Source organism: Streptococcus suis, assembly GCA_024583055.1.
GTDB lineage: Bacteria > Bacillota > Bacilli > Lactobacillales > Streptococcaceae > Streptococcus > Streptococcus suis_V.
Genome location: CP102145.1, coordinates 1,904,755 through 1,919,839, shown reverse-complemented (window position 1 = coordinate 1,919,839; position 15,085 = coordinate 1,904,755). Strand labels below are relative to the sequence as shown.

10 protein-coding genes are annotated in these 15,085 nt (G+C 44.4%); 2 read left to right on the top strand and 8 right to left on the bottom strand.

Annotation, left to right across the window (positions count from 1 at the left end):
* Positions 1 to 16 precede the first annotated feature (16 nt).
* The gene (locus NQZ91_09615) at positions 17 to 1,006 is read right to left on the bottom strand and encodes a polyprenyl synthetase family protein (protein UUM57578.1); all 990 of its coding nucleotides are present in this window, start codon (positions 1,004 to 1,006) and stop codon (positions 17 to 19) included.
* A 17-nt stretch (positions 1,007 to 1,023) separates the two neighbouring features.
* Complete coding sequence (locus tag NQZ91_09610) at positions 1,024 to 2,907, bottom strand: NAD(P)/FAD-dependent oxidoreductase (GenBank protein ID UUM57577.1); 1,884 nt, start codon at positions 2,905 to 2,907, stop codon at positions 1,024 to 1,026.
* A 226-nt stretch (positions 2,908 to 3,133) separates the two neighbouring features.
* On the opposite strand from NQZ91_09610, the gene NQZ91_09605 reads away from it, so the two are divergent.
* On the top strand, positions 3,134 to 3,637 hold the full coding sequence (locus tag NQZ91_09605; GenBank protein ID UUM58855.1) for a Gx transporter family protein: 504 nt from the start codon (positions 3,134 to 3,136) through the stop codon (positions 3,635 to 3,637).
* Positions 3,638 to 4,223: 586 nt separating this feature from the next.
* Here the strand turns inward: NQZ91_09605 and NQZ91_09600 are convergent.
* The 3 genes from NQZ91_09600 to NQZ91_09590 all read right to left on the bottom strand — a co-directional run bounded on the left by NQZ91_09600 (position 4,224) and on the right by NQZ91_09590 (position 8,043).
* Positions 4,224 to 4,940: a YebC/PmpR family DNA-binding transcriptional regulator gene (locus NQZ91_09600; protein ID UUM57576.1), complete on the bottom strand. Its 717-nt coding sequence runs from the start codon at positions 4,938 to 4,940 to the stop codon at positions 4,224 to 4,226.
* Between the two features lie 107 nt (positions 4,941 to 5,047).
* Positions 5,048 to 7,216 (bottom strand): PTS transporter subunit IIBC, encoded by a 2,169-nt coding sequence (locus tag NQZ91_09595; protein UUM57575.1) that lies wholly within the window; start codon positions 7,214 to 7,216, stop codon positions 5,048 to 5,050.
* Between the two features lie 35 nt (positions 7,217 to 7,251).
* The gene (locus NQZ91_09590; protein ID UUM57574.1) at positions 7,252 to 8,043 is read right to left on the bottom strand and encodes an endonuclease/exonuclease/phosphatase family protein; all 792 of its coding nucleotides are present in this window, start codon (positions 8,041 to 8,043) and stop codon (positions 7,252 to 7,254) included.
* A 195-nt stretch (positions 8,044 to 8,238) separates the two neighbouring features.
* Here NQZ91_09590 and NQZ91_09585 point away from each other — a divergent pair, with 195 nt between their 5' ends.
* Complete coding sequence (locus NQZ91_09585; GenBank protein ID UUM57573.1) at positions 8,239 to 8,946, top strand: UTRA domain-containing protein; 708 nt, start codon at positions 8,239 to 8,241, stop codon at positions 8,944 to 8,946.
* A gap of 160 nt (positions 8,947 to 9,106) precedes the next feature.
* On the opposite strand, the gene NQZ91_09580 is transcribed toward NQZ91_09585, so the two are convergent.
* The 3 genes from NQZ91_09580 to NQZ91_09570 form a co-directional block, all read right to left on the bottom strand.
* Positions 9,107 to 11,758, bottom strand: a complete 2,652-nt coding sequence (locus NQZ91_09580; protein UUM57572.1) for an LPXTG cell wall anchor domain-containing protein — start codon at positions 11,756 to 11,758, stop codon at positions 9,107 to 9,109.
* Between the two features lie 168 nt (positions 11,759 to 11,926).
* Positions 11,927 to 13,651, bottom strand: coding sequence for an ABC transporter permease/substrate binding protein (locus NQZ91_09575; GenBank protein ID UUM58854.1), 1,725 nt, complete (start codon positions 13,649 to 13,651; stop codon positions 11,927 to 11,929).
* A gap of 15 nt (positions 13,652 to 13,666) precedes the next feature.
* Entirely contained in the window at positions 13,667 to 14,878 is a 1,212-nt protein-coding gene (locus NQZ91_09570) for a glycine betaine/L-proline ABC transporter ATP-binding protein (protein ID UUM57571.1), read from the bottom strand.
* Positions 14,879 to 15,085 lie beyond the last annotated feature (207 nt).

Genomic DNA, 15,085 nt, shown 5'->3' with positions numbered 1-15,085 from the left:
AAAATGTCTAGTGTTTTTAGAAATATTTGTGAAAGAAATCACCCAAAAAAGCGTTTACCGAGTCTGCAGCCTGTGGAGAAAGCTTTCTCAAATGCCTAGAGGACCTGTCCAGATACTGGTTTAGGATTATCTCCGTCCGCTCAAGAGCAGACGTAGCTAGAATTTTTTGGTGTAAGTCTGTCAACTTTTCAGGACTAGATTCATTGACCAACTCCTCGAAATCAGCAGACAGGTCTTCATTGTCTTGTAAAGCTAGCAACAGGGGAAGGGTATAAATACCATTTTGGACATCCTGCAAGCCTGGCTTGCCAGACTCTGACAAATCTAGTTTGTAGTCTATCAAATCATCACGAATTTGAAAGGCCATTCCCAAATCACGGCCTGCTCGATAGGCCTGGCGTGCATGACGCAAGGACTGTCCAGGATAGAAGAGGCCCAATTGATAGGCATATCCGAATAAACTAGCCGTTTTCCCTTGAATTTGCTTTAAATAAGCCCTTGGCGTCATGTTCACATTATAGGCATTCAGGAGTTGCTCCAGCTCCCCCCTCAAAATCCATTCGACGATTTTATGGTGAGCCAGGTGAACGTCTTTTTCTTCAAGGTCCAATTGCCGGAGCCCCTGGGCCAAGAGACGACCTGCATAGGCCAAGAGATAATCTCCTGCATAAATAGCAATACGATTGGAAAATTGAATGTGGGCAGCCTGGATACCTCTACGGTAGTCAGCCTGGTCAATCACATCATCATGAATGAGGGTCGCCAAATGCAGAACCTCCAGATGAGCAGCAAAATAGAGCTTGGCAGGAACTATCTGGCCTTCTGTCTCCCTGGCTAAAAAAAGGCAAAGACCTGCCCTGAGGTATTTACCAGGAGCATCGATGTACTGATCAATTTTCTCTTTTACATCAGGGTGCAAGACTACCATCTCAGATTTGATGATAGCCTTGACCTGCTCTAATCCAGCTTCAACCTCAGGATAGGCCTTCCAAATTTCATGTACCACTAGTTCTTATTTGTCCTTTATTTTTTGTCATTCTTACGATAAATATGCTTGGGTCTACCATAGACGAGCTTATCAAGGAAGCGACCCAACCATGGCATAATCCAGTAGTCCAAACCAAAGGCACGACCGGCACCGTTCATGAGCGAGATTGCCGCCGGGATGAACCAGATGTTAACCCAGTAGAACATACCAGACAAGCTAAACATGATAACGAACATAACTGTGATGGCAGATACCAACCATACAAAGGCACCACCAATCAAAGCCAAACCGATACCGATTTCGGTGATGGTCATGAATTTCTGCATGAAGAGAGCAACTTCTTGGTTAGGCATCATAAATTCCATAATTGACGCAAACCAATCTGGCATTGATTCCAAGACCGTCATCGGCGTTTCACCATAAGCATAGCTGAGACCAAAGATTGGATCTGCCATTTCTGCTACTGCCTCAGACGCTCCAGATACAGCTTCTGCAGCCGATGCTCCAGAAACAGGATCTGCCAACCATGGGAATGGGAAGACAACTTGGTCACCGAACCATGAAGTCGTACCGAAAAGACCAAAGGCCTTTTTCACACCCTCATAAAGCCAAACTGAACCGTAGAGCAGGCGCATTGGTAGAGACCAAAGGAGATTGCCCTTACCAGAAGTATGCCCACCGAAGATATTACGCTTGTTCTGAATATCAAAGAATTCATGACGAACATAGGCACCCATGTAGAAGAAGCTACGGATGGTAAAGAAGTAGAGCAAGTTGACCATGTGTTTGACAGCCATAGCCAGGAAACCTGACATGTGGTACTTGTCCATCAAGAAGGCTACGCCATAACGAGCACCGATAGATACCATGAAGCCGTCGTATTTGCCTTTGTAGGCATGTTTTTCGCCACCCTTAATGGCTGCAACGATATTGCTTGCAGCTGTGTGACCTGTCTGCTCAGCAGCCTGTACGATTTGCGGTGTTGGCTTGCCTTCGCTTTCTTCAAAGTAAACCAAGTCACCGGCAACATAGACGTTCTCACGGCCTTTTGCTTCCATGTACTCGTTGGCAACCAGACGTCCTGCACGCGCACGTTCAATTCCAAACTCTGCAGCGTCTGTGTTGGCTTGAACACCGGCTGTCCAGATAGAGGTGTAGGTCGGAATTTGGCGACCTGATGACAGGGTCAGGCTGTCTTCTTGTACGCTAGCAACACCGTCACCAAGAACCAATTCAACACCTTTTTTCTCAAGGTATTTCTTAGCCTTAACCTGTTCTTTCTCAGTCACCATGGCCAAGATATTTGGCATTGCCTCAACAACCTTGAGCGAGAATTCTTTTGGATCAAGCTTGAACTCACGTGCCAGGATCGGTACCCAGTCAATAAGCTCACCAATCATTTCAATACCAGTGAAACCTGCACCGATAACAGTGAAGGTCAAGAGGGCGCGACGTTTTGCCTCATCATGCTCACGCATGGCACGGTAGCAGGCATCCACCATGTGATCGTGCAAGCGCTCTGCCGCTTCAATTGACCAGAGGGTGAATCCATGCTCTTTAACACCTTTAACACCGAAGTCATTGGCCTCGCCCCCCATAGCCAGCAAGAGATAGTCAAAGTCCAAGGTCTGGTGCTCAGCAATGACCTGTTTCTTATCATAGTCGATTTCCAAAACCTTATCAGTTACCAAGTCAACCTTAGGATACTTGGCAAAAATGCGTTGTAAATCATACTTAATCGCATTAGGTTCTACACGACCAGCAGCCACCTCATGGAGCTCTGTCATATAGGTATGGAAGGAATTCTTATCAATCAGGGTAACGGTTACATCCGAGTCCTTTTTAAATGTCTTTCCGAGCAAACGTGCTGCTGCAATCCCTGCATAACCAGCACCAACAATCACAATATTTTTCGTCACAGTGTGTCCTCCTTGTGAAAATAGAAACGATTTACATGAGATTATTATATACTTTTATAGAAGCAAATTCAAGCCCCTATTTCAATAACTAGTAATATCTATGAGGAAGCTTGCCAGATTGAGAAAAAAAAAGTAAGATAGAATGATAAGAATAGACACGAGTCAATCGGTTGAAAGGAGGCGAGAACTGGTGAACCGGAAACAACAAACCTTAAATTTTATCACCATGCTGGCAGCTCAGGCTGTGGTCATTTCGCTCATTGAGCGCTTGATCACTCCTCCTTTTGCCTTTGCGCCGGGTGCCAAGCTAGGGCTGGGAAATCTCATTAGCTTGATTGCCATTTTCACCCTTCCTACCAAAGACAGCTTAAAGGTTGTGGGCCTTCGTCTGCTGATTGCTACCTTTCTAGGCGGCACTTTTTCTACCTTTCTCTACAGTTTTGCTGGAGTCACCCTAAGCTATCTTGGTATGCTCGCCTCAAAGCAACTGGGACCCAAACGGGTCAGCCCTATCGGCATCTCCATACTGGGGGGCATGCTCCATAATCTGGGACAGCTGCTTGTCTTTGCCAGCATCGCTCGTTCCTTCTACGTTTTAAACTACCTGCCGATTTTATCAATTACCGGCATCCTGTCTGGTCTACTGGTCGGCCTTGCTGCGACCTACCTACTAGAAAAGGTCGGACCGCTCCACCATTACCACAAACAAATCCTGGCCCAATGGAAATAGGCATGCCTTATTTCTGAGAAGGCGGGATTTTCTTTTTGAAAAAAACAAGGGCAGAAAAAGAACTGCCTCTAGACAATTCCAATTTCTAACCTTTTAACAAAAATGACTGTCCCCGGACTATGAAGTGACAAAGAAAACCGCTTGTCAGCGGTTCGCATCTCCAACCTTCTAATAAAAATAACTTCCCCTGGACATTCTAATAGCTACAAAGAAAACCGCCTACCAGCGGTTCTCATCTCCAACTTTCTAGTCATTTTATATGTCCCACAGACCATGAAATGATAAAGAAAGGATTGCCTGCCAGCAATCCTAATTTCCAACCTTTTAAGCCAGTAATTGTCCTTATGGACAGCTGAAAATAAAGAAAACCAGCTGCCGCTGGTTCTCATTTCCAACCTTTTAATAAAAATGACTGTCCCCCGGACTTTTGAGCATAAAGAAAACTGCCTGCCGGCAGTTCCAATCTCCAACCTTTTAATAAAAATAACTGTCCCCCGGACTTTTGAGTATAAAGAAAACTGCCTGCCGGCAGTTCCAATCTCCAGCCTTCTAATAAAATTGGCAGTCCACTGGACTGCCAATTTTATTAGAACCCATCTACATTCGTGTAGATTTTTTGTACATCTTCGTCGTCTTCGAGGGCGTCGTAGAGTTTTTCAAATGTTGCGAGGTCATCGCCGTCAAGTGATACTTCTGATTGTGGGATCATTTCCAGTTCAGTAACATTAAACTCTTGGATTCCTGATTCTTTCAGTGCCACGATTGCCTTGTGCAAATCAGTTGGTGCTGTATAAACAGTGATTGTGCCGTCTTCTGCTTCTACGTCATCGACTTCGACATCTGCTTCAAGGAGCAATTCGAAGATGGCATCTGCGTCATCACCTGCAAAGACAACCACACCTTTTTTATCAAACATGAAGGATACAGAACCAGACGCACCCATGTTACCGCCGTTTTTACCAAAGGCAGAGCGAACATTGGCTGCGGTACGGTTTACGTTTGATGTCAAAGTATCGACGATAATCATAGAACCATTTGGTCCAAAGCCTTCGTAACGACCTTCCACGAAGGTTTCGTCAGTATTTCCTTTTGCCTTGTCAATGGCCTTGTCAATAATGTGTTTTGGAACCTGCGCTTGCTTAGCACGGTCGATAACAAATTTCAGCGCTGAGTTTGTTTCTGGATCTGGGTCACCCTTTTTCGCTGCTACATAGATTTCAACACCAAATTTGGCGTAAACTTTTGAGTTAGCACCGTCTTTTGCGGTTTTCTTGGCTACAATATTGGCCCATTTACGTCCCATGGGGAACCTCCTACATTTTATAAAATCGCTTTATTATACCATATTTACTAAGGATTGAGAAGTTTTTAAAAACAAAAGACAAGCTCACATGAACTTGTCTTTTTATCTTACAACTCAACTGTCGCAACTTGGCTATCTTGACTGACCTGTCCAAGATTTCCAAGGCTGACAGATTTGATTTCAGCAGTGTTTGTGAAGGCAACGACGATGGTTGTTTCACGTCCTGCTGAGCGAATGGCGTCCAGATCTGCGACAAGGAGCAAGTCCCCTGCTTCCACACGCTGACCATCTGTTACCTTAGTTGAGAATGGAGCACCGTTTAGTGCAACTGTGTCTAAACCAACGTGAACTAACACTTCTACACCATTGTCAGACAAAATACCGACAGCGTGTTTAGTTGGGAAGACACTGGTTACAATACCTGAAACTGGTGCGTAAACATTGCCGGAGCTAGGCTCAACTGCATAACCGTCGCCCATCATTTTTTGTGAGAAGACCGGATCCTTCACTTCTGTGATGGCAATGGCTTGCCCTTCAGCAACAGCATAAACTGCCTCGACCACACCCTTAAATTGTGATTCCTCAACTACTGTTTCAGTCGCAACAATTTCCGTACGAGGGATGGCTACGCCAGATTCTAGTAAGTCTTGAATGTCTGATTTGAGAACATCTGCTTTTGGTCCGTAGACTGCTTGAACACCTGAGTCTTTGATAATCAAGCCCATAGCACCAGCCTGTTTCCAAGCATTCTCATCTCCAACCTGTGCCACATCTTTAACACTAACGCGAAGACGAGTCATACAAGCATCCACATCTGCGATATTATCACGACCACCAAGCAAGTTGATGATTTGTACCACTTGTGAACTAGCATCCGCAGTATCTACGTTTGAATTTGAAACCACATCTGTTGTTTCTGTATCATAGTTACCATTACGTCCAGCTGTTGCTAGGTTGAATTTTTGAATCATGAAGTTGGCAATGAAGTACATTGCAACTGCAAAGAGGGCTGTTACCCAGATAAAATTGACAACGTCCATACCAATACCGGCTTTAATCGCCATCGGTGTACGTGTAAGGAATTCGATATTACCAAATGAGTGCATACGCAAATTGACAATATCTGCCATCGCAAAAGCCGCACCTTGTACAAATGCATAGACTACATAGAGTGGCATTGCCGCAAACATGAACATAAACTCAATTGGTTCTGTTACACCTGTCAAAAAGACAGCTGCAGCAGATGAAAGGAACATACCACGATATTTTTTCTTCTTATCCTCATCAACATTGCGGTACATAGCAAGGGTCAAGCCCATGAGAATACCAGAGGAACCAATCATTTGACCTACTTTAAAGCGAGCAGGAGTTACATTAGCAAGCAAGTCATTGTACTGAGCCATATCGCCAGCGTCTTTGAGGTTGATCAAGTCTGTAATCCAAGCCAACCAGAGCGGATCTTGTCCAAATACTTGTGTACCTGCTTGTGCACCTGTCAAGATGTCATAGGTACCACCAAGTGATGTATAGTTCATTGGAATGGTCAACATGTGGTGAAGACCAAATGGAAGAAGCAAACGTTCCAAGGTACCATAAACAAAAGGTGCAAGAATTGGTGCTGTATCCTGTGAGCTTGCAATCCATTTACCAAAGCTATTGATTCCTGTTTGAACAACTGGCCAAAAGATAGCTAATCCTAGCGCTACAAGAACTGAGCGATAGATAACCACAAATGGTACGAAGCGTTTGCCGTTAAAGAAGGTCAATACATCTGGCAACTTGCGATAGTTGTAGTATTTGTTGTAAGCAGTCGCACCAACAAAACCAGCAATAATCCCTACAAAGACACCCATGTTCAAAGCAGGCTGACCAAGGATATTGACAAAGTATCCAGATACTGGAATTTCTGTCCCAAAGACTGTGCTAACAGTCGCAGTCGCATCTGCCAACATATCAGTAGTTACACCGAAGAAATGACCTGTAATCAAGTTAATCAAGATAAAAGCAAGACCTGCCGAGAAAGCACCGCCAGCTTTTTCCTTAGCCCAGCTACCACCGATTGCCAAAGCAAAGAGCAAGTGAAGGTTTCCGATAATCCCCCAACCGATTTGGGCAATGATATTCCCAATACGAATGAGCAATTCTGATTCAGGACTGATTAGTGGAATCGAGTTTCCGATAGAAACCATCAGACCTGCCGCCGGCATAACGGCGATCACTACCATCAAACATTTACCGAATTTTTGCCAAAATTCGAAACTAAGAAATTTTTTCATATGTTTCTCCTAAATTTTTCTTGGTCAGTTGACCATTAAATACTAATGTTAACTTCCACACCAAAGTGGTCTGAAATAATGGGAAGATTATCTCCATTGAAAATCACACGACTGGATTGAACCTGTCTTTTCTGATTTAAGAACACATAGTCCAGACGTTTTTCCTGACTATGACCTGCCCACCCATCAATGGCTTTTTCAACGGTGATTCCCCTATCCTTTTTCTCAGCCAAATCATAACTATCATATAAACCTAAGTCCTTGATTGCTTGATAGGCTTGTGGATTTGACAGGGCATCCGTATTGAAATCTCCCATTAGAATTTTCAAACGTCCCGAACTTGTCCGTTCCACAATCGAACGAATATTCTCCAACTGATTTTCTTCTTTACTGTCAGGAAGATTGATATGACAGGAATACAAATCTATCAACTCATTCCCATATGCCACCGTCAATCCTATAATCTTGCGAGAAAGGATTGATGTCAATTCTTTGTGCTGACTACAGTAGAAGGCATCTACTTCATAGACAGGTAGTTTAGTCAAGAAGGCAATTCCTTCATCATATCTATCGTAACCAATATGGGAATTGGACCAGAAATAAGAATAGTCTGTCACTCCAAGCTCTTTCAGCTTTTCAAGCAAAACCAAACCATAATTGTCTTGGCGTAAGTCTTTGGTCACCAAGGGACTTGTCATCAGTTGATTGACTTCCTGAAGAGCGATTACATCGTATTGCTTTTGGACAATGGTCTGAGCTAATATATCCAATTTCTCATGCTGGTCATCTTCTAGCCAGGCATGAACATTGACTGTTAGTAAATTCATATCTCTCCTTTCTATTTACTTCGTAAAACTTTTTCAACTTGTAGCCTTATTATAACGTAAACGTTTTCAAGTGTCAATAGTTTTACGGAATAATTTTTGCAGTCTTCCGTAAAAGTTTGTCTAGACTTAGAATACTGACCTTTGGCATTTTTTATGATATACTAGCGGTAAATAGCAAGCTAGGAAGTTACCCCAATGAGTAAATACAAGAAAGTCTATACTGACATCAAGGAAAAAATCGAACAAAATATCTGGCAGGCCAATCAAGAGATGCCTACAGAAAATGAACTGATGGAGATTTATTCCTATTCCAAGGACACCATCCGCAAGGCACTATCTCTGTTGGAAATGGACGGCTATATCCAAAAACGTCAGGGACGAAACTCGATTATTTTGGACCATAACCTCGTTAGAAAACCATTTGTGTCCGAATTGAAGACCGTTAGTGAACTCAACCGCTCTGCCCATCATCAAGTCCAGACCGAATTGACCAACCTCTATATTGTCCAAGGTCAGCCAGAGGCCATGAAGGAATTGGAAGTGGATGAAAAAACGGATCTCTACCGTGTTAGCCGCGTTCGGACCATTGACGGTGAGCGATTAGAGTATGAGATTTCCTACTTTGACCGCAGGATTGTTCCCTATCTCAGCAAGGAAATCGCTGAGAGCTCCATTTATCAGTATTTGGAAAACGACCTTGGCTTAGAAATTTCCCATTCCCGCCGAGAAATCTCCTTCCGCTTTGCGACAGAAGAAGAAAAAAGCCTGCTAGACCTGGCAGGCTACGACATGGTGGTCTCTGTTACCAGTACCACCTATTTAGCAGACGGCAGTCCCTTCCAGTACGGCACCATCACCTACCGACCAGACAAGGTTACCTTTGTTTCAATGGCCAAACGGTGATCAACCCATTCTCTCTATTCAACCCAGTGTATAGGCACTGGGTTTTCTTGTGTCGTGAGCCCTAAAAAAGACAAACACCGAAACGATGTTTGTCCTTATTACACCTTGAGCATTTTACTTTCAAGGAGTGATATCAGACTTCACTGCCTTTCTGATAAGCTCAGCTTCTTTTCTTTTTCAAAGCAGCCAAGGATGCCAAGCCGGTCAAACCTAGCAACAAGAAGGAAATATTTTGACTGTCACCAGTATTTGGCAGGACTGGTTGAGTTGTTGTAGTTTCCATTTTCTTGCTTTCTTCCTCAGCAGAAACAGTAGACTCAGTAGAAACCTCGTCCTTGTTTGAGTCCTTGTTAGATTCGGCCGTCTGGTCCTTAACGTCTTTATCTATCGGAGTCGTTGTAACCACCTTGCTATCAGAAGTAACTAAAACCGTCAGCCCTTGATAAGCTGCTTGCCCCAGGCTAAAGATTCGTCCAAGCTGGTCAACCAGCTCCACAAATAGAATCGGTGCAACTGACCCACTTGTCTTAGCCTTGAGACTCAATGCAATAGATGATAAATCACCAGCTTCTTTTTCAACCACAAAGGTATTCCCTTCAAGCTTGATTCCCTCTGAAAGAACTCCATCTACTAGAGCCGGATCAAAGTGTAAACGAATTTGGTAAGTACCTTTTTCAATGCCTTTGAGATCGCCCAACTCTAGTGTCACAGGGAATTCCTGACCAATTTTAGCTGCTTCCGGCAGAACGGCTAAAATGCCTTTGGCCGGCTCATCATAACTCAATCCAAAACCAATTGGGTAGGCAACCTGGTCTGTACTGAGCAATCCATCCTTAATCAGAGGTATGTCTACAGGCAAGCTACCCTTGTGTGGTAGGCCGGCAAAGATAACTTCTACCCCAGCTGGAATATTTGGACCGAACGCATTATCTGGTCGGAGAGCCTCCGTTGGATCCATTCCCTTGTTACCATAGACTGCTACAATTGCCTTAGCAGCTGGATAGTTAGCAACATCATAAGGTTTGGAAATACTCATGACAACAACTAGCTTACCTTGGCTATTAGCGTAATCTACAACCTCAGTAGGAACCCTGGTCAACCAATGGTCACTAGCCAAATGAGATTCACGTCCAATTTCCGACACAAGGATAATATGACTCGCTTTGTCTAAACTTTCTTTCAAGCTTTCCGAACTAGATTCCGCATTGTATCTGACAGTTTCAAATGTAACATCTGCTGGTATAACACCATCCGCCTGCAAGCGTCTCATTCCCAAATCAAGGCCAGGAAGTTCGTTATTATAGGCACCCAATAATAAGACATGGTCACCAGCAGTCAACTTAAATGGCAAGATAGTATCATCGTTCTTAACCACCGTTACCGCGCTGGCGGCAATTTGTCTTTCCAGGTCTCTATTCAAATCAGATCCTACCGCCTGGTTGGCTGCCTCTGCAGTTCTTGCCGCCAAGTCAAAGTCCAATACGCCGCGTTTTGCTTTCAAACGTAAAATCCGTCGAACAGAATCATCCAGCATGCCTTCTGTAATGTGTCCCTGCGCCACTGCAGCTTCGATGTCATCAATAATAGCATCGATTTTAGCTAAATCAAGCTTGTTTCTCAAAACTGTTGGCATCAAGACAATATCCACACCTGCTTGTATGGCCATGATCGCTGCTTCGGATTCCCCAAAGTTTTGAGAAATGGCGTCCATACCCATAGCATCCGTAACAATAATTCCATCATAGCCATACTGATTGCGGACAATGCCTGTCAAAATATCATCAGACAGGGTAGCAGGAATATGAATTTCTTCGCCAGATTTTTTAGAAACATAGGTATCTTTCTCAATCTGTGGGTATTGGATATGAGCTGTCATAATCATGTCCACTCCGCCATCCATAGCAGCTTTAAACGGAGCTAATTCTAAGGCTGCCAATTCTTCCATTGACTTATCTACCAGAGGAAGACCTGTATGAGAGTCGGTTGCGGTGTCCCCATGGCCTGGGAAATGCTTAGCTGCTACAGCCACATTATGGGCCTGAATTCCCTGCATCAAAGGAATTCCTAGGGAGGCAACAAGTTCAGGATTAGATGAGAAGGAACGCAGACCGATAACAGGGTTTTGAGGATTATTATTTGTATCCAATACCGGCGCAAAATCCACATTGACACCCAAAGCAGATAATTCCCTACCGATAATCTCACCAGCCTGTCTAGCTAACTCTGGATCACGGGTGGCACCCAATGCCATATTCCCTGGTAGGGCCGTACCTGAACCCAGACGATAAACAATTCCCCCTTCCTGGTCAATAGCAATCAAGAGAGGGATATTCCCATTCTGAGCCTTATTTCCAACTGCAGCTGCTTGCATATCCTGTGTAAGATTGAGGGTTTGTTCCGTTTCCTTTACGTTTTCCGCAAAGAGGATAACGCCACCAAAATCGTACCCATCAATCGCTTCTGCAATTTCTTCATTAACAACCGTCAGGTCGCTCACCACTTCGCTACCTTCCGTCTGCCACTTACGAAAATCCGGCATCAACATCTGCGTGATTTTTTGCCGTGTAGACATGTCGTCAATCATGCTAGTGATTTGCGTCTCTGCATCTACAGCTTGTTCACCAGTGTTAAGCTCCTCACTAGCTGGAGTTGCAGATAAGTCTGTGGAACTGGCAATCGGTGCATTCACAGCTTCAAGACTGGTGCCTGTTTCTGGTGAAACAGGTTCCGTATTGGCCTTGACTGTAGCCCATGGACTTGTCGCCATAGCAAGCGCAAGACCTGCTAAGTACAAATAGCTATGCTTTTTCATAGTTACCTCCATTTTTTGTTTTTTATATTATTATACAAAAACATCCGCTACCTGTAAACGTTTACCGCCTGACTGTTGACATTCTCTACTAGTTTTTTTCTCCATTCGACAAAATGAAAAACCAGTTGTACAAATACGAACAACTGGTTTTATCACTATAGACTTATCTTACTCATTCAACCATTGGTCAACCGTTTCGCGGTTGACATCAATCCATTTTTGAGCGGCATCGTCAGGAGACATCCCCTCATTCATATCCAAAAGAATGGACTCCATATCCTCAGAGGTCCAGTGGAAATTATCCACAATTTGGTACAATTGAGGCATATCCTCTTGTAGACCTTTCCGTGCAATCGTATGGATATTTTCTGTCGAACCAAATGAACCTTCTGGGTCGTCCAAGTATTTCAAGTCATATTTGGAGAACATCCAGTGCGGAGACCAGCCCGTTACGATGATTTCGTCTTGGTTGGCAATCGCTTTTTCTAAAGCGGTTGTCATGGCACCTGTAGAGGCCTTGGTCAATTCCCAACCAGACAAGTTTCCATAGTCTTGCAGGGCATTTTCAGCCGCCTCCATAATTCCAGCACCGGGCTCAATCCCTGTGATAGTTGTGGTCGCCTGATTAGACAGGTCCGCAATGCTAGTCACATCCATATAGGCTGGGACAACCAATCCGAGCTTAGTCCCTTCCATATTTGGTCCCAAATCATCTAATTGGTTCTTATGTTTGTCATAGAGCGACGCCTGTGTGACCGGCAACCAAGGACTGACTGAGAAATCCGAGTCCCCGTTTGCAACTGACTGCCACATGACGGCATTATCCAGCGGTACCATTTTTACGTGGTAGCCCGCCTCTTCCAAGACCTTGGCAATGACAGTTGTCGACGCCACCTCAGTATCCCACTGAGTATGGGAAATGGTCACCGTCTGTCCCTGCTCTGTATTTCCGGAAGTCAAGGCTAGGAAGCTTCGTCCCAAAGCTGCTCCGACAAATACCAGCAAGGCCGCTAGAGCGATGCACTTGTTGGTTGACGATTTTTGTCCAATTTCACGTTTGGCATTGAAAGCCTGAGTGACACGGTCAAGGATAATCGCTAAGATAACCAAGGAAATACCAGATACAAATCCATTCCCGATGTCCGCCTTCTGAAGGGCAGACAGGACTTCACGACCCAGACCTGGCGCCCCGATCATAGAACCAGTAACCACCATGGACAGGGCCAACATCATGGTCTGATTGACACCAGCCATAATGGTATTTTTAGCCAAGGGCAATTCAACCTTAAGCAATTTCTGAGCCGACGTTGAACCAAAAGCATCCGCTGCCTCAACCAACTCTGTCGAAATTTCACGGATCGCCAAATTAGTAAACCGAACTGTCGGCGGTAGGGCGAAAATCACTGATGCAAAGACACCTGGCACCATGCCAATCCCGAAGAAGGCTACCGCCGGAATCAGATAAACAAAGGCCGGCATGGTCTGCATAAAGTCCAAAATCGGATTGACAATTTTCTTGACCGTATTGTTCTTGGCCATCCAAATTCCCAGAGGAACCCCGATAACAATCGAGATCAGGCTGGCTACGATGACCAGAGTCAAGGTGTTGATCAATTCATCCCACAACCCTTGGTTGTAAATAAAGAGCAGGCCCAAGAAAGTCATGACTGGCAGGGGCCATTTTTTTCGTGCCAAAAACCATACAGCTACAGTTGCTAATCCGATAAATAGGAGCGGATGAATGAACAATAAGGTGTTGGTGATCCAGTCCATCAAGGTACTCCCGATGGCTTGTAGTATATCAAACAGCCCTGCGAAGGTCGTGGTCAACCAACTGGTCAAGGCCTCTACCAGCTCTGCCACTGGTAGTTTTTCTTGCAATAAATCCAAAATATCTAACCTCTTTCTCTAGTTTTCCTCTGTTTCTGACGCAGTGCCATCATCTGGAATATTAGCCAAGGCTTCAATCACGCGCCCGCGAATAATAACCCCAAGGAGCTTATTGTGCTCGTCCGTCACGGCAATCGGCGCCGACGAATCATAAATCAGAGGCATAATATCTGTAATCACTGTATCTTTTGAAACCGTCAGAACGTCCTTATCAATGACATCAGACAGTGGCAAGCCCTTACGACGCGCCTCGATAACAGCATCTGCGGTCAAGGCTCCCACCAATTCCCGACGACGATTGGTTGCCATCAACATAGAAACCTCCTCTGTACGCATGCGCATCAGAGCAACTTGCGGCCCGTCCAATTCAACCGTTGCCGTAATCGGCTTAATCATAATATTTTGTGCCGTCAAGACCTTGGAACGATCGACATCTTCCATAAATTCACGAACAAAATCATTGGCCGGATTGGTCAAAATTTCCTCACCAGTACCGATTTGCATGATTTTCCCGTCCCTCATCAGAGCAATACGATCACCAATTCGCAAGGCCTCGTTGAGGTCGTGACTGATAAAGATGATGGTTTGCTGATTGCTAGCTTGCAAATCCAAGAGCTCATCCTGCATTTCACGACGAATAAGCGGGTCCAAGGCTGAAAAAGCCTCATCCATCAAGAGAATTTTCGGTTTGTTGGCCAAGGCTCTAGCCAAGCCGACACGCTGTTGCATCCCACCAGACAGTTGGTCTGGGTATTGATCCTTGAAGACCAACAAGCCTGCATTTTCCAATGCCTTCTCAGCCGCTGCCTGACGTTCTTCTTTTGATACCCCACGCAATTCCAGACCGAACTCTGTGTTTTCCAAAATCGTCTTATGTGGAAATAAGGCAAAACTTTGGAAAACCATGTTCATATCGTGGCGACGCACCTGCCGCAGCTCTTCAGCGTTCATTTTTGAAATATCTTGACCATCCAAGACAATGCTACCAGATGATGGTTCTATCAAACGATTGAGCATCCGCACCAAAGTTGATTTCCCTGAGCCCGACAGACCCATGATGACAAAAATTTCGCCCTCTTGGATTGAAAAATTAGCATCGTAGACCCCAACGGTGGCACCTGTTTTCTTCAAAATTTCTGTTTTTGATTTTCCCTGTTTGACCATTTCAAGGGCAGCCTTCTGCTTTTTACCAAATACTTTGGTCAAATTTTTCACTTCTAGTAATGTCATGTGAACTCCTTTCCCGAAGTGGCTACATTATAAAATTTAAGTGTTGTCACTTTTTATAAACTCTATCTTAAAGTAAGTGAAGCCCATTGTCAAGGAAAAAGTGTTCACATCATTTTCAAACAGACTATCAAAAATACCCTCAAACGCCGTATCTACAAGGCTTAAACTCTGGTGAAAGAGTAAAAAAAACAAACCACCGAAGTGATT

Bases quoted from the DNA above. Each gene is read 5' to 3' on its own strand.
- NQZ91_09605 (UUM58855.1), top strand. From the start codon at position 3,134: ATGCTGGCAGCTCAGGCTGTGGTCATTTCGCTCATTGAGCGCTTGATC.
- NQZ91_09600 (UUM57576.1), bottom strand. From the start codon at position 4,940: ATGGGACGTAAATGGGCCAATATTGTAGCCAAGAAAACCGCAAAAGAC.
- NQZ91_09595 (UUM57575.1), bottom strand. From the start codon at position 7,216: ATGAAAAAATTTCTTAGTTTCGAATTTTGGCAAAAATTCGGTAAATGT.
- NQZ91_09590 (UUM57574.1), bottom strand. From the start codon at position 8,043: ATGAATTTACTAACAGTCAATGTTCATGCCTGGCTAGAAGATGACCAG.
- NQZ91_09585 (UUM57573.1), top strand. From the start codon at position 8,239: ATGAGTAAATACAAGAAAGTCTATACTGACATCAAGGAAAAAATCGAA.
- NQZ91_09580 (UUM57572.1), bottom strand. From the start codon at position 11,758: ATGAAAAAGCATAGCTATTTGTACTTAGCAGGTCTTGCGCTTGCTATG.
- NQZ91_09570 (UUM57571.1), bottom strand. From the start codon at position 14,878: ATGACATTACTAGAAGTGAAAAATTTGACCAAAGTATTTGGTAAAAAG.